The organism is Anaerolineales bacterium (genome assembly GCA_015075625.1).
In the GTDB taxonomy this organism is placed as follows: domain Bacteria; phylum Chloroflexota; class Anaerolineae; order Aggregatilineales; family UBA2796; genus UBA2796.
This window is the reverse complement of record JABTTZ010000003.1, coordinates 194,113-212,840: the sequence shown is the minus strand read 5'-3', so window position 1 is coordinate 212,840 and position 18,728 is coordinate 194,113. Positions and strand designations below refer to the sequence as shown.

General features: G+C 56.7%; 15 protein-coding genes. 13 read left to right on the top strand and 2 right to left on the bottom strand.

Annotated features, from left to right (window positions below):
- The first annotated feature begins 67 nt into the window (after positions 1 to 67).
- The 10 genes from HS103_15125 (at position 68) to cmr6 (ending at position 10,371) form a co-directional block, all read left to right on the top strand.
- Positions 68 to 1,882, top strand: a complete 1,815-nt coding sequence (locus HS103_15125) for a chloride channel protein (GenBank protein MBE7514130.1) — start codon at positions 68 to 70, stop codon at positions 1,880 to 1,882.
- A gap of 258 nt (positions 1,883 to 2,140) precedes the next feature.
- Complete coding sequence (locus HS103_15120; protein ID MBE7514129.1) at positions 2,141 to 2,521, top strand: hypothetical protein; 381 nt, start codon at positions 2,141 to 2,143, stop codon at positions 2,519 to 2,521.
- Positions 2,522 to 2,533: 12 nt separating this feature from the next.
- Positions 2,534 to 3,655 (top strand): putative CRISPR-associated protein, encoded by a 1,122-nt coding sequence (locus HS103_15115; GenBank protein ID MBE7514128.1) that lies wholly within the window; start codon positions 2,534 to 2,536, stop codon positions 3,653 to 3,655.
- Positions 3,656 to 3,719: 64 nt separating this feature from the next.
- Positions 3,720 to 4,481: a hypothetical protein gene (locus HS103_15110; protein ID MBE7514127.1), complete on the top strand. Its 762-nt coding sequence runs from the start codon at positions 3,720 to 3,722 to the stop codon at positions 4,479 to 4,481.
- A gap of 7 nt (positions 4,482 to 4,488) precedes the next feature.
- Positions 4,489 to 5,406 (top strand): type III-B CRISPR module RAMP protein Cmr1, encoded by a 918-nt coding sequence (gene cmr1 / locus HS103_15105; GenBank protein MBE7514126.1) that lies wholly within the window; start codon positions 4,489 to 4,491, stop codon positions 5,404 to 5,406.
- Positions 5,403 to 6,953, top strand: a complete 1,551-nt coding sequence (gene cas10, locus HS103_15100; protein ID MBE7514125.1) for a type III-B CRISPR-associated protein Cas10/Cmr2 — start codon at positions 5,403 to 5,405, stop codon at positions 6,951 to 6,953. The genes cmr1 and cas10 overlap by 4 nt, the downstream gene beginning before the upstream one ends.
- A complete protein-coding gene (gene cmr3 / locus HS103_15095; protein ID MBE7514124.1) occupies positions 6,950 to 8,095 on the top strand; it encodes a type III-B CRISPR module-associated protein Cmr3 in 1,146 nt (381 codons plus the stop codon). Before cas10 ends, cmr3 begins: the two co-directional genes overlap by 4 nt.
- 35 nt (positions 8,096 to 8,130) lie before the next feature.
- Positions 8,131 to 9,006 (top strand): type III-B CRISPR module RAMP protein Cmr4, encoded by an 876-nt coding sequence (cmr4, locus tag HS103_15090; protein ID MBE7514123.1) that lies wholly within the window; start codon positions 8,131 to 8,133, stop codon positions 9,004 to 9,006.
- 7 nt (positions 9,007 to 9,013) lie between these two features.
- A complete protein-coding gene (gene cmr5, locus HS103_15085) occupies positions 9,014 to 9,373 on the top strand; it encodes a type III-B CRISPR module-associated protein Cmr5 (GenBank protein MBE7514122.1) in 360 nt (119 codons plus the stop codon).
- A gap of 5 nt (positions 9,374 to 9,378) precedes the next feature.
- The gene (cmr6, locus tag HS103_15080) at positions 9,379 to 10,371 is read left to right on the top strand and encodes a type III-B CRISPR module RAMP protein Cmr6 (GenBank protein ID MBE7514121.1); all 993 of its coding nucleotides are present in this window, start codon (positions 9,379 to 9,381) and stop codon (positions 10,369 to 10,371) included.
- A gap of 77 nt (positions 10,372 to 10,448) precedes the next feature.
- Here cmr6 and HS103_15075 read toward each other — a convergent pair whose 3' ends face one another.
- Positions 10,449 to 12,032: a G5 domain-containing protein gene (locus HS103_15075; GenBank protein ID MBE7514120.1), complete on the bottom strand. Its 1,584-nt coding sequence runs from the start codon at positions 12,030 to 12,032 to the stop codon at positions 10,449 to 10,451.
- 114 nt (positions 12,033 to 12,146) lie between these two features.
- Here HS103_15075 and HS103_15070 point away from each other — a divergent pair, with 114 nt between their 5' ends.
- Positions 12,147 to 12,812, top strand: coding sequence for a hypothetical protein (locus HS103_15070; GenBank protein ID MBE7514119.1), 666 nt, complete (start codon positions 12,147 to 12,149; stop codon positions 12,810 to 12,812).
- Entirely contained in the window at positions 12,809 to 13,399 is a 591-nt protein-coding gene (locus HS103_15065; GenBank protein MBE7514118.1) for a hypothetical protein, read from the top strand. Before HS103_15070 ends, HS103_15065 begins: the two co-directional genes overlap by 4 nt.
- Positions 13,400 to 13,619: 220 nt before the next feature.
- Here HS103_15065 and HS103_15060 read toward each other — a convergent pair whose 3' ends face one another.
- Positions 13,620 to 17,162: an AAA family ATPase gene (locus HS103_15060; GenBank protein ID MBE7514117.1), complete on the bottom strand. Its 3,543-nt coding sequence runs from the start codon at positions 17,160 to 17,162 to the stop codon at positions 13,620 to 13,622.
- A 378-nt stretch (positions 17,163 to 17,540) separates the two neighbouring features.
- On the opposite strand from HS103_15060, the gene HS103_15055 reads away from it, so the two are divergent.
- Positions 17,541 to 18,494, top strand: a complete 954-nt coding sequence (locus HS103_15055; protein MBE7514116.1) for a YHYH protein — start codon at positions 17,541 to 17,543, stop codon at positions 18,492 to 18,494.
- Positions 18,495 to 18,728: the final 234 nt, after the last annotated feature.

The following is an 18,728-nucleotide window of genomic DNA, read 5'->3' as shown; positions in this document are numbered from 1 at the left end:
CCATTGACTTAAAAGGTCAGAGGGATTAGGATACATCGTCCGATTTTTTGGTTTGTTGGAGAAGGTAATGTCCGAGCGCATAAATCTTGACACGCAGGCCGAGAATGTGTCTGCACGCAGCGCTAATTTGCGCCTTGTCTATCTATCCGTACTCGCGGCCATCATTGGCGTCATCGCCGGGGTCGTCGCGTTTTTTCTGGTATCGCTCATTGGGTTGATCAGCAACCTCGTCTTTTATCAGCGAGTGGCTACCGAAATCCCCGACCTGGCGAAACACAACCTCGGAATATTGGTCATCATCGTCCCTGTCATCGGGGGAGTAATCATTGGGGTGATGGCGAAATATGGATCATCGAAAATTCGCGGTCATGGGATACCGGAAGCAATGGAGGCTGTGCGCATCAACAACAGCAAAATTAAGCCGCATGTCGCGCTCCTCAAACCGCTCTCGGCAGCAGTTGCTATCGGCACTGGCGGGCCGTTTGGGGCTGAAGGGCCAATCATTCAGACGGGGGGCGCAATTGGCTCAATCATGGGACAGTTCATTCATGTGACCGCCGCCGAACGAAAAGTACTGCTCGCTTGTGGTGCGGCAGCGGGCATGGCAGCGACCTTCAGCACCCCTATCGCGGCAGTCATCCTAGCGATTGAACTGCTTTTGTTTGAATTCAAAGCACGCTCATTCATCCCGCTGGTCATTGCTAGCACGCTTGCCACCACCGTGCATTTGGGGTTGATCGGGCGTGGGCCTATGTTCACGGTCAGCCCGCTTGATTTTGGAATTCCCTCTGGCCTGCCCTTCTACATCATCCTTGGGTTGATCTGCGGTGTTTTTGCGGTTGGTCATAGCAAAATCCTCTACTGGGTAGAAGACCTGTTCGAGCGCCTGCCCATTGATTCGATGTGGTGGCCGGCAATCGGTGGATTGGCGCTGGGGGTCATCGGCTATTTTGTGCCGCAAGTACTGGGCGTTGGCTATCAAACAATTTCTGGCATCCTGAATAACCAATTCTCCATCGCCGTGCTGCTCGGCCTGATCATATTCAAGAGCATCGTCCTCTACATCACACTCGGCTCAGGGACATCCGGCGGGCTTCTAGCGCCCACCTTTCTCGTTGGGGCGGCACTGGGCGCTTCGTTTGCTTTGTTGGTTAACGCGCTCATCCCAAGCGCAAATCTATCTCCCGGCGCCTATGCCCTGGTGGGTATGGCTGCCGTCTTTGGTGCGGCCTCCCGTGCAACCTTCTCCTTCATCATTTTTGCTTTTGAAATCACACGTGACTACAACGCTATTTTGCCGTTGATGCTCGTCTGTGTGATCGCCGATCTGGTTGCCTTGCAATTCATGCGCAATTCAATCATGACGGAAAAGCTGGCGCGGCGCGGTTTACGCATTCATCAAGAATACGAAGCGGATGTCATGCAGCAGGTTCTCGTTTCCGAAGTCATGGATCGCAACGCACCCTATGTTTCCAGCACGATGCCGCTTGCGGAATTAGCCGAACGTATCGCAACCGGAGATGCGCAGTTGACGCATCGCCAGGGGATTAGCCTTATTGATTCAGAGGGCAGCCTTGTTGGGATCATCACACGGGGGGATATTCTGCGCGGGCTGGAACGAAACGACAGCACGGCGCTGACCGTCCTTGATGCGGGCACGCGCACATTATTAGTCGCCTATCCCGACGAAACCATACACACGGCCTTAAGCAAAATGCTTCAAAACGATATTGGACGCCTTCCCGTCGTTGGCCGCGAAAACCCCCGAAAACTGCTCGGCTATTTAGGCCGTGCAGATATTCTTGGGGCAAGGTTGAAGCGCCTTCACGAGGAAAATGTGCGCGAACCAGGGTGGCTGTATCGCGCCTCATCCAAAGCGTAAATCGCTCCTCTTGTGGTTACACCGGGCAGCCGCCAAGAGACTGCCGGGTGTAACGAACTCATTGCTGCTACTGCTGCTACCTCCTCGCCTTTATCCAGCTTGCGACCCCGGTTTATATCCTAATCCCATACCCTCCCTCCAGAGGGAGACGTTTTTTGGGGGTAAATACCCATGTGCTGAAGGTCTATTTGTGAGATACTGGATTGGAATGGTATCCTTTATAGCAAGCAAACATTGCACGGAATAGTAGACATTCCTATGAAAGTGATTAATTTTTCACATCCTTTAACCGATGCACAAATACATCAACTTGAGACATTAACGGAGTTAATAGCACAGGAAATACGGGATGTGCGCGTTCAGTTTGATCTAGAAAAAGAATTCACCCCACAAGTTGTAACGATGATCGATGATTTGGCGATCACCCCCGACGAGTGGCAAAAAGAGGCGTGGCTGATTGTGCCACCCGCGCTGAATTTCATCACCGCTATTGTGCTGGCGGAACTGCACGGACGGATGGGGCGCTTTCCCACGATTATCCGGCTACGTCCAGTGGCGGGGGCGGTGGTAAGTACGTTTGAGGTTGGAGAGATCATCAATTTGGATTCCGTTCGGAATGCCGCCCGTGCGCGGCGCTAAAGGATCTTTTACATGTCCGCAAATTGCCTAATCAGCACCGTTGGAACAAGCCTTTTTGCCAATATCAAAGGGCAATTCAATGAAGGGAACGGAATTTCAAAAGAAACCCACGACATATTGAAGGAACACTTAGCCGCAAAACAGTGGTCGCGGCTTGCCAGCGAACTAGTCAAAATTCCGCCAGCGGCACGCATTTGCGGCGCAGAGATCAACTCCATTGACGAGGCAGTGAGGCGCGGACGGGTCACCTTAAACCATCTTTGTTTTCTAGTCTCGGATACCGAAGATGGCAAAAACATGGGCAAGCTCCTAGAGAATTACTACATCGAACGCGGTCTCAAGGACATCCAAAGCGTGGATTCTTATCCTATTGAAGGGCTTCAGGATGAAAACCCCGCACGGTTCAGGACATTTGGGCTGCGGAACTTGGTGAGGCAAATTGGGGATTTGGTTGAGAAATATGGCGCCGAGAGGATCATCATTGACGCCACTGGCGGCTACAAGGCGCAAATCGCTATTGCCGTTGTTTTTGGGCAGGCATTAAGTATTCCTGTCCTGTACCGGCATGAGCGTTTTTCTGAGATCATCACCATTCCACCGATGCCGATCTCCTTTGATTACAGCATCTTGGGGGAGAATGCTGGGTTACTTGCCCGTTTTGAGCGCAACGACACGCTCACCCTGAATGAGATTCACGAACTTGACGACAAGATTCGTGTGCTGCTTGAAGAATACGAAATTGATGGCGAGAATGTCTTTGGATTAGGCGCTGTTGGGCAAATTTACCTGACCGGGTTTCGGGCGGCCTACCCTCGTGACCGTCAACTGCCGCCCGTCAAAGATGGAGAAAAAACGCCCCCTCGCTTCCGTGATGATCACTACCCCAATGGCTTCAAACCATTTGTCGAAAAAGTCTGTCGAGAGGTGGCATGGATCAAAACCGCCCATTCGCTCCCCTATCACAAACAAAAAGCCATCAAAGGGGATTTCTATGCCTACGAAGGGAAACTTGTTGGCACATACCGGAACGATTATGGCGCTCGGTTTGAAATCCTCACGAGTGTGGAATCACCCACTGCTGAGCAATTGGCATGGGCAGCCGATCAATTGAATCAACTGTACTGGGAGCAGTGACCTCCTCATGCCCCACCTCACCTTGCCACTATTGGGCAGCGTCCGCAGGCAGTGACCGTCGCCTTTGACGCCCTGGGAACGCTACACCTATGAACGGATCGGGCTGCTGCACACCGACCCGGAACGTTCGGGCATTGCCGCGCCACTGCGCGATTTGCAGGCAGAGATAGCCCGCGCCTACCCGGAACTGCCTGTGGACAGCCATGAAATCTATGACCTCGGCGGGAATCCGCTGCTGGATATTGAGGATGATTCCTCCGCCGAGGCGTATTTTTACGGCGTGCTGGATGCGCTGCTTGCCTACAAACAGCAGGAGTACACAATTCATCTAATGGTGGCGGGCGGGCGCAAAGCGATGAGCGTCTACGCCGTCTACGCCGCCTCGCTGCTGCTGGATGAATATGATCAGGTGTGGACGGTGCTGACGCCGAAAGACATCATGGCGACGAATGCTTACCATGTCCCCATCGCAGATCGGGGGCGAGTGCAGGTGGCGGCGCTGCCCTTTTTGCCCTCGCGTTTTGCGCCAACAACGTTGGAGGCGCTCACCCGCGAGGACATCACTGAGCATCTGCGGCGGCGGCTGAACCGCAAAGAGATGCTGCTCTCGCGGCTGACGCCCGCTCAGCATCGGGTTGCCAATGCGCTGGCGGCGCACGAGGACTACAGCGACCAGCAAATTGCGGATTTGTTGGTGCTGTCGATCAAGACGGTGCAAAACCATTTGCAAATCATTTACGACACCGTGCGCACGGTCTTTGACTTTGGGGAGAAAATCCGCGACGTGCGCTTGGCGTTGATCAAGATTATGAAAGGATGGGAGTAACCGCCTTATGGCATCCGAAAATCATCCGTTGGGGATAACGTCACCCCTTTTTCTCTATGGGGCATATCAACAAGAGCCGGAACTGCGTGCCGCCTCTGTGCGGGGGCAGCTTCGCTACTGGTTTCGCGCCATTGAAGGGGCGAAGGACGCCAACTTAGAAACGCTCCGTGAGCGGGAAAGAAACGTGTTCGGCTCTACGGAGCGGGGATCGCAGGTGTCCATTCGCCTGTATGAAATGAACCGCCTAGAAACCGTTGAGACATCCATGCTCCCCCACCGCAGCAATGGAAAATCGCTAGCAAAGGCATTTAAACAGGGGCAAACGTTCGATCTTCAGGTGGTCACCCGTCCCGGCGTAAAGATCCCCAATGCCTTCCAGCGGGCGCTCTATACATGGTTTTTGTTGGGAGGGCTTGGCAAGCGTTCACGGCGCATGTTTGGGGCGTTTAATGTCAATAATCGCGATAATGTCAATAATCGCGAGATCGTGGATTTTTCCTCTGCCGATAAGCTAATCGCGTCTATGGAATATTACCTTCAGAGTTTCATCAAGAATTCCCCTTCACAAAGCGTCCCACCCCCACCCTTTCCCACCCTACATCCTCAGCATAGTTGGGTGATTGTGGGCAAGACAACCGAGTATAGGGAATGGCAGCCCTTGATGATCGATTTGTTCCAAAAGCTGCTCCGCACAGAGAAATACCGCAACGCTGAGCGGAATTTTGGTTACGCCATGCAGGGGCGGCGTGCCTCGCCCTTGATCGCCCAGATGCGCAAAGTTGGGAAGCACTATATCCCTATCCTTACCGTGATGCGCTCTGAAGTTCAGAGATCGCCCATTGATTGGAAGGTGCTAAACAATTTTATGCGCGATGCGACTGAGCTTTGGGATGGGGAGACCGTATGGGGAGGTGAATTGAAATGACCCATTTGTACCTGTTCCAAATTGGACCCGTGCAGTCTTTCATTGCCGCCGCGCGGCGCACCCAGGATTTGTACGTCGGCAGCCGCTTGCTCAGCCTGCTTGCCCGTGCTGGCATTCGCCATGCCCAACAGCGCGGGGTCACCAGCGAGACGATGATTTTCCCGGCGATGGATGGGGAGGGCGACCTTCCCCGTGCTATTCCGCATCGCTTCGCCTTCCTCAGTGAGGATGGCACACTGGGCGCAGAGGTGGAGAAAGCAATCCGCACCTATTGGCTTGAGGAGATTGTCAACCGCGTAGAGCAGTGGTTGTGGGATCGCTTGGGGGATGGCGAATGGACAAATCGCTTCAAGGCACAGACGAAGGACTGGCTGGAATGCTTCTGGGTGTGTGTTCCGTATGATCCCCAAGAGCATGGAAACTCTTACACACAGGCATCAAAGGCACTGGCGATCCGCCGCCAACTGCGGAATTTCACCCAGTTGGACGATGTGGCGGAATTCAAATGCACCCTCACGGGGGCAGGGGCAGCACTTTCCAACGATGGCAAGTTCTGGGATACCCTCCGTAATGCGGAGACTCTAAAGCGTTATTGGAGTCCTGATGGCAGGGATGATCATATGGTCATCCGCAAAAATGAGCAGCTTGGGGCGCTGGCGCTGATCAAGCGCGTGGGGCAGTGGGCTGTCCCTGATCTGCGTGGTGAAGATGGCACCATTGAAGGCATTGCCGATGTGGAACGTGTTGCCCGTGCTGGTGCGCCGCCGCCTAAAAAAGACGAGGAGACACCGCTCTACCTCGCTGTGCTGCATATGGACGGGGATCGCATGGGAAAAACGCTTTCCCAATGCCGAACAAAAGCCAAACATCAGGAAATTTCCTATAATCTTGCCGTCTTTGCTCAACAGTCTGTTCCCGACATTGTTACCGAACACAAGGGCGTGCTGATTTACGCCGGGGGCGATGATGTTTTGGCACTTTTGCCGCTGAAGACGGCGCTCCCTTGCGCCAATAAACTGCGCCTTGCTCTTGCCGAAGTAATGAACGGGGCAGTCACCGCTAGTGCTGGCATTGCCCTCATGAAAACGCACCTCCCCCTTGATAGTGTCATGGATGAAGCGCGGGCAGCGGAAAAGAGCGCCAAAAATGACTTTGGGCGCGATGCGGTGGTCATTCGGGACAGCCGCTCCACTGCGATCCGAGCGATGGGCGCTAAGTGGGATCAGATCAGCGGCTTGATGGAACAATTGCAACGTGCCTTTGATCGCGAACAGGACTGGCTTTCATCCAGCATTGGCTATGACATCTTGACCATTGCTGAGGCATTTCCAACGCAAGGGAACACTGCCCTACCTCCCGAAGCACGGGAAGCGGAACTGCGCCGCCTGTTGAAACGCCGCATCAGCAGCAAAGCAGGGGATATGAAAGAGCGGATCAATGATCTTGCCCCTCAACTTGCCGCACTTGGCGAGGCGCAGGGATGGGATCGCTTGGGCGCTTGGTTGATCTTGGCGCGGCTGCTTGCCTCAGGAGGGGTACGCTCATGAAGTGGTTGTTCTTAGAAGCGCACGATGTGTGGATGTTCCGTGAATCGCGCCCCTTTGCGGCGGGGCAGGCGTTTGTTGCCCGCAGTGTCTTTCCCCCCTATCCCCAGACGATAGCGGGCGTGATCCGCACCAGCATCCTTGAGCAAGCCGGCGTTGATTTTGAGGCGTACAAGGAGGGTCGTGTTGATCCGGCGCTGATAAAAGCGATTGGGCTGCCCGGAGGTAATGATCATTTCGCTTCGTTAGGGGCGTTGTCCCTTGCCGGACCCTATATCGCACGATCGGTGAAAGGAAAGGTGAGTCGGCTTTTGCCCGCCCCCAACGACCTGATGCAGGCGGAGGACTCAACGACTAAATCACTCGTCTACAGCATTGCCGCACCAGCGGTTGAAACTGTGCCGGAAGGGGTCACCAACCTTCCTTTTGATCAGTGGCATCCTGTCTCCCCACTGGCGGGCAGTGACTCTGAGGGAAATCCCTTTGAGTGGAAGCCAGTGGAGGGGTGGTTGGACGAAAACGACGTACAGGCATATCTAAAAGGCAGCACCCCCACCACCGTTCACAAAAAGGCTGATCTCGTTCACACCGAGGAAAAAATTGGCTTAGGCATGGCGCACGATATCCGCAAAGCAAAGACAGGGCTGCTCTACAGCGCCGAATTCGTCCGTCCGCTAACAAAAGCACCGGATGATCAGGTGGGGCTGCTCATTGGCATCAATGATGAGGCGGTCAAACTCCTGACGCCGGGGGTTTTTCTAATAGGTGGGGAGGGGCGCAGTGCCTTCTACCGCGAAGTGCCGCCGCCGCCAGCCTTTCCCTCGGTACGTCCGGGGCGCATCAAGGTTATTCTGACCACCCCTGCCTATTTTTCCGGGGGGTGGTACCCCGCCGAGGCGGGTTGGGAAACATGGGTTGGTCCAGATGCTCATTTAGTCAGCGCCCTCGTCAGCAAGCCGATTTCCATCAGTGGGTGGGATTTGGCGCAGAAAAAACCGAAACCGATGCGGGCATTCGTCCCCGCTGGCACTGTTTATTACTTTGAGGGGGCAGCGCCCTTCACCCGCCCCTTTACCGAGACGCCGCCCGGTGAACCAGATTACGGCGCTATGGGCTATGGTGGATTTGTCCTGTCCGCGTGGTAAATCATCCTGAACGATCAGAGGGAGTAATTTAATCAATGAACTCGTTGGTCTTGTTTTTCTATACCGAGTCCCCGCTCCATGCCGGGACGGGATCGAGCGTTTCCACCGTAGACCTGCCCATTCAACGCGAGCGGGCGACGCAGTTTCCTATTGTGCAAGGCAGCGGCGTGAAAGGCGCCTTACGCAGCCAAGCCACAGATACAAACGAGGTGAACACTGTGTTTGGTCCCGAAACGAACAACGCCGCCGATCACGCCGGGGCAATCTCGGTGGGCGAGGCGCGGATCGCGCTCTTTCCGGTGCGTTCATTGGTGGGCATCTTCGCCTATGTGACTAGTCCGCTTGCCCTTTCCCGTTTGGGGCGCTCGTTGCAAGCAGTGGGTGCGCAAGGGCTTCCGGATTTCACCTTTGGCGCGTTGGAGGAAGACAAGGCACTGCGTTCGGGTAAAGCCGTCGATGCCAATGGGCATGTCGTCTTAGAGGAGTTCGCCTTTGCGGCTAAGGAAGACGCCAAACTAACAAAGGTTGCCCAATGGCTGGCGCAGAACGCCTTTCCCGCCGGGGATGCCTACAGCTATTGGCACGAGAAAGTTCAAAGCAGTCTTGTTCTGCTGCCGGATAACGCCTTCCGCGACTTTGTGCAAAACAGCACCGAAATTGCTACCCATGTTAAACTGGAGGTGGAGACAAAAACCGTTGCCCATGGCGCTTTGTGGACAACCGAGTCGCTGCCAGCGGATTCCCTTTTATTCAGTCACATTGTGGCGCGTAAACCACGCGGCAGCAGCAATCGTTTGAAAACCAGCAGTGATGTGTCTAATTGGCTCACCACCTCTGTGCCTTCAGGGATTCAACTAGGCGGTGATGAAACGACGGGGCAGGGCATGGTTGCCTTGCGTTGGGTAAAGTGAGGCTGCTATGACGAACCAACCCTCTAACCAACAAACCCTTCAGCAAAAGCGGGCAGCACAAGCCTGGAAAGATGTTCAGAGCGCCAAAAAGATCAAGGAATACCCCTCACTGGTGAAAGGATTCGCCGCAAACGTCCAACGGGATGGTTTGGGAGCATCGTTGGCATTTCTTCAGGCAAAAGGAAAAGACGAACACAACGCCTTGAATAGGCACCTTTCCTCATGGGTTTTGAAAGAGCTTGGCTGGCAAGGGCAAACCCTTTTGGAAACCCTGCTGACGAAGAACACCGCAGACTACCGCCGGGCGACGGCGGAAGTACTTGCCTATCTGCTCTGGCTAAAACGCTTTGCTGAAGGGCAAGAGTGAACCCGATGGCAACCTATCTTGTCCCCGAAGACTCCAGAGGCTTGATCAACGACGACAGGGTTGGGAAATGCGTGAACCTCAGTTTACTTTTGGGGCGCTATGTGCCACAGGAGGCAATCACGAATAATCTGAATTGGCGTCCCAACGATAAGGGCGACAAACGGAAATACCGCGATGGCTGGCTTCAGGAGGTGGTTTGCCAGCAGTTTGATTTGGGGCGCAACAGTGCATGGCAAACCCTCCTCAAGGCGCAGTATGCCCGTTGGCAGCAAAGAACGCAAGGAGCAGCACGCTTTACGGCACGTTCGTTAGGACGGTTGATTGTCGGTTTGGGCGGAAAGGGTCCGATGGAATTTGGGCTGACCGTACAGCACGTCTGTGGTCTGCCCATCATCCCGGGCAGCGCCCTTAAGGGACTGACCCGCGCCTATGCGCTGCTCACCATTGCCGCGCAGTTCAATATCTCCCTGCTCAACAGCAAAGAGTTAAACGAGGGAAAATTGTCTTCCCACCTTGATCTCTTAGACGCGGCATTGGCAGGTGTGAAAGAAGATCGGGAGAAAATGTGGGGAGAGCTTCTACACGCTGTTTCTAAGCTTGACCGCAAGGGGCTTGAGGATGATCCCGCTGCACGCGCCTATGCCGAGGTGTTTGGCAGCCAAGATGCCGCCGGAACGTGCGTCTTTTTCGATGCAGTTATCGCCGGGGTCGAAGGGCTTCCCAAGCAAGGAAAGCTTTTTAAGGTTGATGTGATGACGCCGCACTTCAACAGCTACTATCAAGGCAATGGGGCGCCGCACGATGCCGAGTATCCTGTTCCTGTCCCCTTCCTGACCGTCACCCATGGTGTCACGTTTGCCTTTGCGGTTGCGGCGCGGAAAGGGCATACCCCCCCGCTGGATACCGTCACAGGATGGCTGCAAGCTGCGCTCAATGAGTTGGGCATTGGGGCGAAAACGGCAGCGGGGTACGGCGTCTTTAATGTACTTCCGAAGTAAACGCCCTCCTCTGTCAGCAGATTGATACCAGCAAGAAAAAATGACCCAATCGGGGGCGCAGCGCTGCGCCCCCTCCCCTAACGCACCCAACGTGGGTGGCTGGCGTTGCCCACCACCGTGACGCTCGTCGCCCGCCCGCTCTCTACATCAACAAGGTAAATATCCCCCTGATAGATCACCGCCATCTCGCGCCCGTCGGGACTCCACGCCAGATCGCTGCCATCCTCCAGCGGGCGGATACCCGCCTTCCCCGCGCCGGGGAACAGTACCTTTGGGTTGCTCCCATCCCGATCCGCTAAGACCAGATCGTACTCGCTGCTGACGCTATCAATCGGGCTGCGTGCCTGAAGGTAGGCAAGCCCCCCACGCGGCGCGGGCGAATAGACGGGCGACGCCCACATCCCCGCTTTGGGACGTAGGGCAGGAACGCGAATCCCCCCATCGGCGGAGGCGGCGGCAATATCAAAGACCGGACTCGTCTCGCGGCTTTCTTCCCCCAACGGCGCTCCATGCACGCTTGCCGTTAGGAACGCCCCCTCCGGCGACCACGCCACATTGGGCAGCCACAGCCAGCCGTTGGAAAGCGTTGTCGTGTAGACGGAGAACGAAATCACCTTCTCGTAAATGCCGCTCGTCAGGTCAACTACCCCTACCCCTTCCGCCCCCGCCCAAGCCAAGCGCTCGCCATCGGGCGACCACGCGAAGCGATTCCCCCACAAGCCGTAGACCGTCAGCGGATTCGGCTTGATGATTGGGTCGGCGCGGAGGATGCGCCCGTTTGTGCTGTCCACACGGGCGACATACAGATCGTTGAGCGCCTGATAGCCGGGCGGTTCGCTGCGCGGCTGGAGCGTCGAATAGCTGAAGGTGAAGGTCTTGCTCGGAATCCAATCCGCCGTCAGGATGTTCTCCAAGATCAGGCGAATCGGCTCGCTGTTCGGATTACCGCTGTCCAACAGCAGCCACAACGTGTTTGCCAAGCGCGGATCCGCCTCGTCGGGCGTCCGTGTGTAGAGAAGCTGCCGCCCCGACGGGGAGACGGCGAACACCCGCCCATCCAGCGCCCCGCCCGTCGGAAGCGTCCCTTGATTCGTGCTGCTCTCGGTGATGTACCGCGCCTGCCCCCCGCTGAGATAGGTGATTAGCCCGACGATAGGGCGCGGCTCAATACGGGAGCTATCGACGCCCACCGCCAAGATTTGACTCGTTGGCGGGATCAAGATGGTGCGGCTGCTCTGCGCCCGTGATTTCTCTACGCCGTCCTCCAAAATGACATCGAAACAGACACGGCTGCGCCCGCTGACGCCCGGACGCAAGACACGGGAATCGCCGGGCGGTAGATCAGGCGTTTTCATCGTCTCGGTGGCGTAGGGCATATCTTCTTCCAGACATTCAGCGCGGTTTTCCACGCGGACAATGGTGATCACCATCCCGTCCAAAATAGGCGTGAAATCACTGGGGTTCAGCCGATCCAAGTCGCCGGTGCGGATGTTTTCTTTTTGTAAAAGCTGGCGCACAGACATTGATTCGCTGCTAGTGAGGACGCGCTCTGTGCCATCGACGCGCACCCGCACGCGAATAGCGCTGGCATCCGTGCTGTTATCGCAGGCAGCAAGCAGCACAAGCAAGGCAATAAAGGGGAGAACAAGGGAGTGTTTCATAGAAAAAAGTGTACACAAAGGGCGGACATTTCACCACCCATTGAGGAGAGGCACATTGCCCCCTTCCCCTCCCTTCGCAGGCGTGGCATACTCCCCCTATGGGTTATGATGGGTATGCTCATGATTGGCATGGGACGTTTGCTCAAGTTCACCATCAGCCTCGCCTTCGCCTTGCTCGGCATGACCTTTGCCGCACGGGTCATCGGCAGCCGCCTCACGCCTGATTTCGCCGCCGTGTTCACCACCGCCAATGGGCAGCCTTGCGCGGCGCTGTGCCTGTTTGGGATCATCCCCGGAGAAACCGCTTATCTTGCCAGTGAGGGACTTCTGCGGGCGCACCCACTGACCCGCTATGGCAGCGTGAACGCCCGTGCTGGCGGCGCTCTGCTCGATTTTCACGGTGCGGCGTTCGATATCACGATTTTGCAAGGGGAAAACAACCGTGTAGGGTCGATCAGCCTCTCCTTCCCTGCGGACGCCGCCCCGCTTTTTCACGCCGCCACCTTTGGACACGCCCTCGCCCAGATTGGAACGCCGCATCAGCTTCAGCTTGCCCGCCAAAACCGGCGGCACGTCCGTCTTTTTTACCCAGCACAGGGCGTCGTCCTCAGCGGGAACGCCACCGCCGACCGCCTAAACCCCGCCGACCCGCTCACCTTCCTCGGCATCAGCACCCAACCGATGTTCAACGAGGCATGGCGAGGCATCCTGCTTGCCACCGTCCCCTGGGGTGGTTTCCGCGAGCTGCGGCTTTACTTGATAACCGCCGCCTATCCATGAAACGCCTGAGCGCCTTCCTCGCCGCACTGCTGATCGTCCTCAGCGCGGCACTTGGCGGAGGAATCGCCCTCGCCCGCCGCAACACCCTCGCTCAGCCCATCTTCACCGCCCCCAATGGGGCAGTCTGTGCCCGTTTCTGTTTGTTTGGAATTCAGTTCGACAGTTCGTTTTTGCAAGCAGTACAGCTTGTCGAGCGCCATCCGGCAGCCCGTCAGACGGTGCAAGAGATCGCCGGAGAGCGGATGGTTGTCTTTGCCGGGGAGCGCATCGTCATTTACATTGGGAACGCGGGGGAACTGATCACAACAGTCTTTCTCGTCCAACCCTACCCCATGTACGATGTCCTGCGCGATTGGGGCGCTCCCGACGCCGTGCATACGGAGGTGCGCGATCCGGCGTCAGTGTGGCTGCTCTATGATTCGCGGCGCAGCTACATCCATCTGAAACTGACCGATAGGGATCGTCTTTCCCCCTTTGATCCCGTCGTGAAAATCGCTATGTCGCGCTCAGGTTTTTTGTTTTCCCCACCCGTCATGCGCTGGCGGGGCTTCACGGCAATGCGTGCCTACCGAGCGCTGACAGAGTAGGGGCGACCCTATCGGGTCGCTCCCCCTTGCACCCTTTTCCCGTAGACAGGGAAAGGGGGAAAGATGCCTTCTCTATTATGGGGTGGGGGCAACTCCGAAGGGGTGGTTACCCCTAGCCCAATGACACTGCCAACAGAGCCTAGACATCTCGGTGCTTTGGCGTCTCTCTTAGGCTGACCCGGTTACGGACATGCCTTTTAGCCCCGCGCCTCAGCCCGCCTCACGCGCCCAATACTGCTGCACATTTTGCCACATCTGCCTGTGCGTCAAGCCGTTCAAAGATCGCTTGTGCTGTTTGCAATTGCTGACGGGTATCTGGCGACCCAAACACCCCCGCGTAATACCGCGCCAATGCTTCCTCGTAGGGCATTGCCAGAGCTTTTCCATCTGCTGCCGCCTCCAGCATCTCACTCAGCGCGGTATCTCGCTTGCCAACCAAGCGCTCATAGCGCCCCGCCCAAAGCCTCGCCCGCGCCCGCCCAACGGGGTAAATCTTGCCAAAGCGCTTCAGAAGTTTGCAGCCCGCTGCCGCCTGTTCAAGATGAGCAGGGGACGGTGTTTCGCCCGCTTTTTCCGCTCTCTCTGCCAAGCGCAGATAAACATCGCCCCAACTGGAATAGGCATCCAGCATGGAATAGACCGTTGGGCTGGTTTTCCCTAATAGACTGCGCATCTGTTCCACTTCACGGATGGCGCTGTCGTAATCCCCTAACCCCATGTAACAGATTGCCCGCCCGCCCGCTACCCGTGCTTCGGACGAGCGGCGAATATCCCCGACAACGTATTCCATCGACTTTTCATAGCTTTTGAGCGCTTCGGCAAAGCGTCCCCAACGGTATTCGCTCTCCGCTTTCGTGTACATGCCCCACCCCTGCTGCTGCTTGTTGCCCAGTTGGGTGGCGTGTTCGTAGGCAGTGCTGTTCAGGAGCATTGAATCGTGGTAGCGTCCCTGATAGTGGCACATGACGCCAAGTGTTGTGTACGAGGTAATCCACTCGCGGCGGTCTCCAATCTCGTGGGCAAGATCGCGCCCCTTCTCAAAATAGGTTTGCGCCTCCGCCCATTCGCCCATTCCCACATGCCAGACGCCGGCAAGGTTTAAGACCTGCGCATACATTGCTTTTTCGCTCAGCCCTGTGCCAACCTCCAGCGCCCGCTCTACATAACGCCGCGCCCGTTTGGGAAAGCCAATCAATTGCATGGCAATGCCCATGTTCACATAGGCGCGGGCAAGCTCTGGCGTCGGCGGAATGGACTCGGCAAGGTTCGTCATGCCCAAGACACAGTACACCCCCAGAAGTGGCTCGGCGGTGAAATAGGAAATTTCCCCAATTAAGCCATAGACGCGCACCGCTTCGTGAATGGGGCGTACCTCTCCCAGCACTTTTGGGATGACTCCGATGCGGTGCGCAGACTGCCGCGCAAAGGCACGGATCAGCGCTGAGACCCCCCCCCGCCCTTCGGGGAGTTTCCGCCCCAAGTAAAGAAGCGCCTGTGAGCCATGCTCCCGCGCCTTTCCCAGATTTCCCAACCCATAATATGCTTGCCCTAAGGCACGTTCCCGCTCCGCACGGGGAAGATGTTTGCGCTGCTCAGGGTCGGGGGTGAGAGTAACGTCTTGATTCAACGCCTTTTCTAGAAACACCACAGATTCTTGATACGCGCCATTTTGCAAGGCATATTCGCCAGCGAGTCCGGCGTAATACCCCTCTTTGGGAAGGTCGCCCGCCTCGCCCCAATGGTAGGCTAGGCTAGAGGCATGGGCGGTATCCGCCCCATAACGTTTTTGCATCGCTTCGGCAATGCGGCGGTGCAAGGCGCTCAGTTGATCCACGTCCATCTCACGGAGGATACTCTCGCGGAGTTTGTCATGGGCAAAACGCCACGCCCCCTCATGATATTCTAAAACAGCTGCATCCTGACAGAGTGTGAGCCAATGATCCAGCCACTTAGGATCGCTCATAACGCGCAGTACATCGAGATCAAGCGCCCGCCCCGCCACTGCCGCCAACCGGAGCAAATGACGGCTCTCCAAAGGGAGCGCCGCCAAGCGCCGCTCAAGCAGTTTATTCACCCCACCAGTAAAGACATGCGCCGGAAGGGTGCGCTCACCAATCTTGCTCAGATCACCCGCTTCCAGCGCCAGCGCCCGGACAACCTCCACAAGGAAGAAGACATTCCCTTCCGTCTCCCGCTGAAGGAGTTCAAGGACGTGATCCATCTGTTCCACCTCACCGATCATGGCACGGCTTAGGGCGGTGATCTGGGCGGGGAGAAGGCGTCCTAACTTTAGGTGGTGCATTGCCGCCAACTGCACTGCCAACTGCGGCGCTTCGTCGTCGCGGTAATTGCCCAAAACCAATAAAGGATGCGAGGCACTCAGGCGGACAAACGCATTCAGCAAATCGAGGCTTTGCGCCCCCGCCCATTGCACGTCCTCAACGATCAGGACAATCGGGTAGGGTTGGCGGCTGACAATATCGGTGATCGTCGCTATGAGCCGCGCTTTGGCGGCGATGGGCGAAAGGGGCGGTGGGGGGGGAATCTGGCGCTCTAGAAGCATGTCAATATCGGGGACAAGCGGCTTGAGGATGCTTGCCTCTAAAGTCTTGGGATCAGTCAGCAGCGCCAACCAGCGTAGCGTATCGCGCCATGTTTGGTAAGGCATCCGCCCGCCGCTTGCCGCCTGACCGCGCAAGACAAGCGCCCCGGCAATGAGCGCCCTCACACGCACTTGGTCAAGCAAGCGCGATTTGCCCACCCCGCTCTCGCCGCCGATCAGCCACGCCGATCCGCGCCCGCCAAGCAATTCCTCCATAGCCGTGAATAGTTTGTTCTGTTCTTCCGCCCGCCCAACAAAAGGGGCGGATTGCAGGTAGCTCTCGCGGATCGATTCGGCAATGCCCGCCGCTGTATCGGGAAAGGCGACGCGCAAAGCATGAATCACTTCGCTGGCGCTGGCGGGGCGGTCTGCGGGCATTTTGCTGAGCAGCACGGCGATAATGTCTTGGAGGGCGGGATCAATCTCGCGCAGATCGGGCAGTTCGCTGAGCGCCGCCACCATGAATGTCGAAAGACTCTCGGTAGGGAAGGGATGGTGTCCGGTGAGCATTTCATAGCCAATAACGCCCGCTGCATAGAGATCAGAGGCTGCCGAGGCACGCAAGCCGCTAAGCATTTCGGGCGGCATGTAGTAGAGCGTCCCCGATGTGCCGCTCTCGGCATCGCCCATGACGGACAGCCCAAAATCAATGACCTTTACAACGCCCTCAAAGACGAGGACATTTGCTGGCTTTAGGTCGCGGTGGAGCAGCCCTCGGCGGTGGACATAGGCAAGCGCCTCAAACATCTGGATCAGCAAGCTAACCCGTCCGGCGAGGGGTATTTTCCCCGCTGCGGTGACAATGTCTTCGCCGCCATCCAGAATTTCCATCGTGAAGTAAGCGTTTTTGTCGGTGTTGAAGCCGTAATCGGTCACGCTGACGATGTTCGGGTGGCGCAGCGAGGCAAGCGTTTGGAACTCGTGGGCAAGGGCAAGGCGTAGGCTGGTTTGGCTATCGGTGCGATCACTCGTGGAGAAACGGGAGTGCATCCAGTGTTGTTCGCCAGCGGTGGAGACAGTCTTGAGCGCCAAGACCTTGTTAGAAAGCCGATCATAGACGCGGTAGACCGTCCCCATACCGCCCTCGCCAATTTTTTCGAGACGGCGATAGCGAATATCGGCAATAGATATAAGGTTATTGGTGGCAGCGAGAGCGGTCATGAATATCCCTAACCTTCAACGGGCATAAGAGTATTCTACATGAGGATGCATACAGAGGAACGTATTGTCTTATGATCCTAGCGATTGTCAGGAAGATTTCTAAAAGACACTCTATCCCCAGATTGGGAGTCGATGTCCATGGGCGCATACCATCCGCCGCAGCGGGGTGTACCCTCGACGGCGGTTTTGGTTGACTACCTGACGCCTTAATCCCGTCTGGTGTTCCTTTTTTTACAGGTTTCAGATCACTTTGCAACACCATTGCTACACCTCGGCAATACATCCCTTGCACAATCTTCATCACATCTTCATCTCAAACACCATACACTCATACGCAGTATTTATCCGTTTCATAGGGGTATCAGAAGGGGTGTTCTCATGATCCGCAAACGTTGGCTTACTATTGTGGTTGTTGTCTTGTTGGGGGCTGCTGTGCCAAGCGGGGCATTTGCCGTCGCGCCTGTCGTTTCCGTTGGCGATCCCCTTCCCGCTGCTGCTGAATGTCCATCGGGGGCGTTTTTGGATGTCTCCACCTACCAACCGAAGGGCTACCCCGCGCCGGAACTGAGCGTCACCTGTGATGAGGCGATGATGACCGTCCGTTCCAACGGGATTCCCAATTACGAGTTCGTACAGATCACGCCGAACGCACTGAAAGCGCAAAATCTGACCTACCGCATCCCCTTGACTCCCACCGTCGCGGCGACGCCGGGGAAACTTCCCTTGTTGGGATCCGTCGCGGTGGCGATCAACGGGATGATGATCACCGGTCCGAACGAGGCGCAAGACTTGGGCTTTGGCGATCCGTATCTCGATGGGCTGCTCGATTTTTGTGGGGGGCATACCGCGCCCGGGGGTATCTATCACCTTCATGCGCAGCCCGTCTGCTTGCTCCCTGCTGAAGGGAAACCGACAAATAAGATTCTCGGCTATAGCTTTGATGGCTATGCCATTTATGCCCCCTACCTCTGCGCCGATGCCGCTTGTACAAATGTGCAGGTGGTGCGCAGCAGTTGGCAGCGGACGAAGAATGTGAAGGCGGCGTGGGAAGCACACAGCTATGTTGCTGGCTCAGGCGATCTGGATCAATGCAATGGGATGATGATGCCTGATGGCAGCTACCGTTACTTTGCAACGGCAACCTTCCCCTACTTTATGGGCTGCTACCACGGCACGGCGACGGGCGGTAGCGATGCGCCGATGAACCCGGGTAACGCTGGCGGCGGTGGGCAGGCGGGGGGACCGGGTGGGGGTAATCCGCCTTCCGGCGGTGGTGGTGGTAACCCACCTCCCCCGCCCCCCGGTGGTGGTGGGCGTCCGCCTCGGCGTTAATTAATGCTGTCGCGCCCGCCGCGACAGCAGCGGGCTGAAAGACGCCCTCGCCCTCTTGCCCCCCAGACCGCCAAGGGGGGCAAGAGGCAGGGGTTAGAGGGTCTCCCCTACACATCCGCCCGCCCCGTAGCGATGTGTCATTCAGCGCGGATATTCACCATAGGCTCATGTACGTTTTGTATAATCCTCGCTATCTGCCCTAATCGCCTAGTGTGGACTATCCCATGAATCGTA

Coding starts and splice junctions, on each gene's coding strand:
- HS103_15060 (MBE7514117.1), bottom strand. CDS start 17,162: ATGACCGCTCTCGCTGCCACCAATAACCTTATATCTATTGCCGATATT.
- HS103_15070 (MBE7514119.1), top strand. CDS start 12,147: ATGCTCATGATTGGCATGGGACGTTTGCTCAAGTTCACCATCAGCCTC.
- HS103_15115 (MBE7514128.1), top strand. CDS start 2,534: ATGTCCGCAAATTGCCTAATCAGCACCGTTGGAACAAGCCTTTTTGCC.
- cmr3 (MBE7514124.1), top strand. CDS start 6,950: ATGAAGTGGTTGTTCTTAGAAGCGCACGATGTGTGGATGTTCCGTGAA.
- cmr4 (MBE7514123.1), top strand. CDS start 8,131: ATGAACTCGTTGGTCTTGTTTTTCTATACCGAGTCCCCGCTCCATGCC.
- HS103_15065 (MBE7514118.1), top strand. CDS start 12,809: ATGAAACGCCTGAGCGCCTTCCTCGCCGCACTGCTGATCGTCCTCAGC.
- cmr1 (MBE7514126.1), top strand. CDS start 4,489: ATGGCATCCGAAAATCATCCGTTGGGGATAACGTCACCCCTTTTTCTC.
- cmr6 (MBE7514121.1), top strand. CDS start 9,379: ATGGCAACCTATCTTGTCCCCGAAGACTCCAGAGGCTTGATCAACGAC.
- HS103_15055 (MBE7514116.1), top strand. CDS start 17,541: ATGATCCGCAAACGTTGGCTTACTATTGTGGTTGTTGTCTTGTTGGGG.
- HS103_15125 (MBE7514130.1), top strand. CDS start 68: ATGTCCGAGCGCATAAATCTTGACACGCAGGCCGAGAATGTGTCTGCA.
- HS103_15120 (MBE7514129.1), top strand. CDS start 2,141: ATGAAAGTGATTAATTTTTCACATCCTTTAACCGATGCACAAATACAT.
- cas10 (MBE7514125.1), top strand. CDS start 5,403: ATGACCCATTTGTACCTGTTCCAAATTGGACCCGTGCAGTCTTTCATT.
- cmr5 (MBE7514122.1), top strand. CDS start 9,014: ATGACGAACCAACCCTCTAACCAACAAACCCTTCAGCAAAAGCGGGCA.
- HS103_15075 (MBE7514120.1), bottom strand. CDS start 12,032: ATGAAACACTCCCTTGTTCTCCCCTTTATTGCCTTGCTTGTGCTGCTT.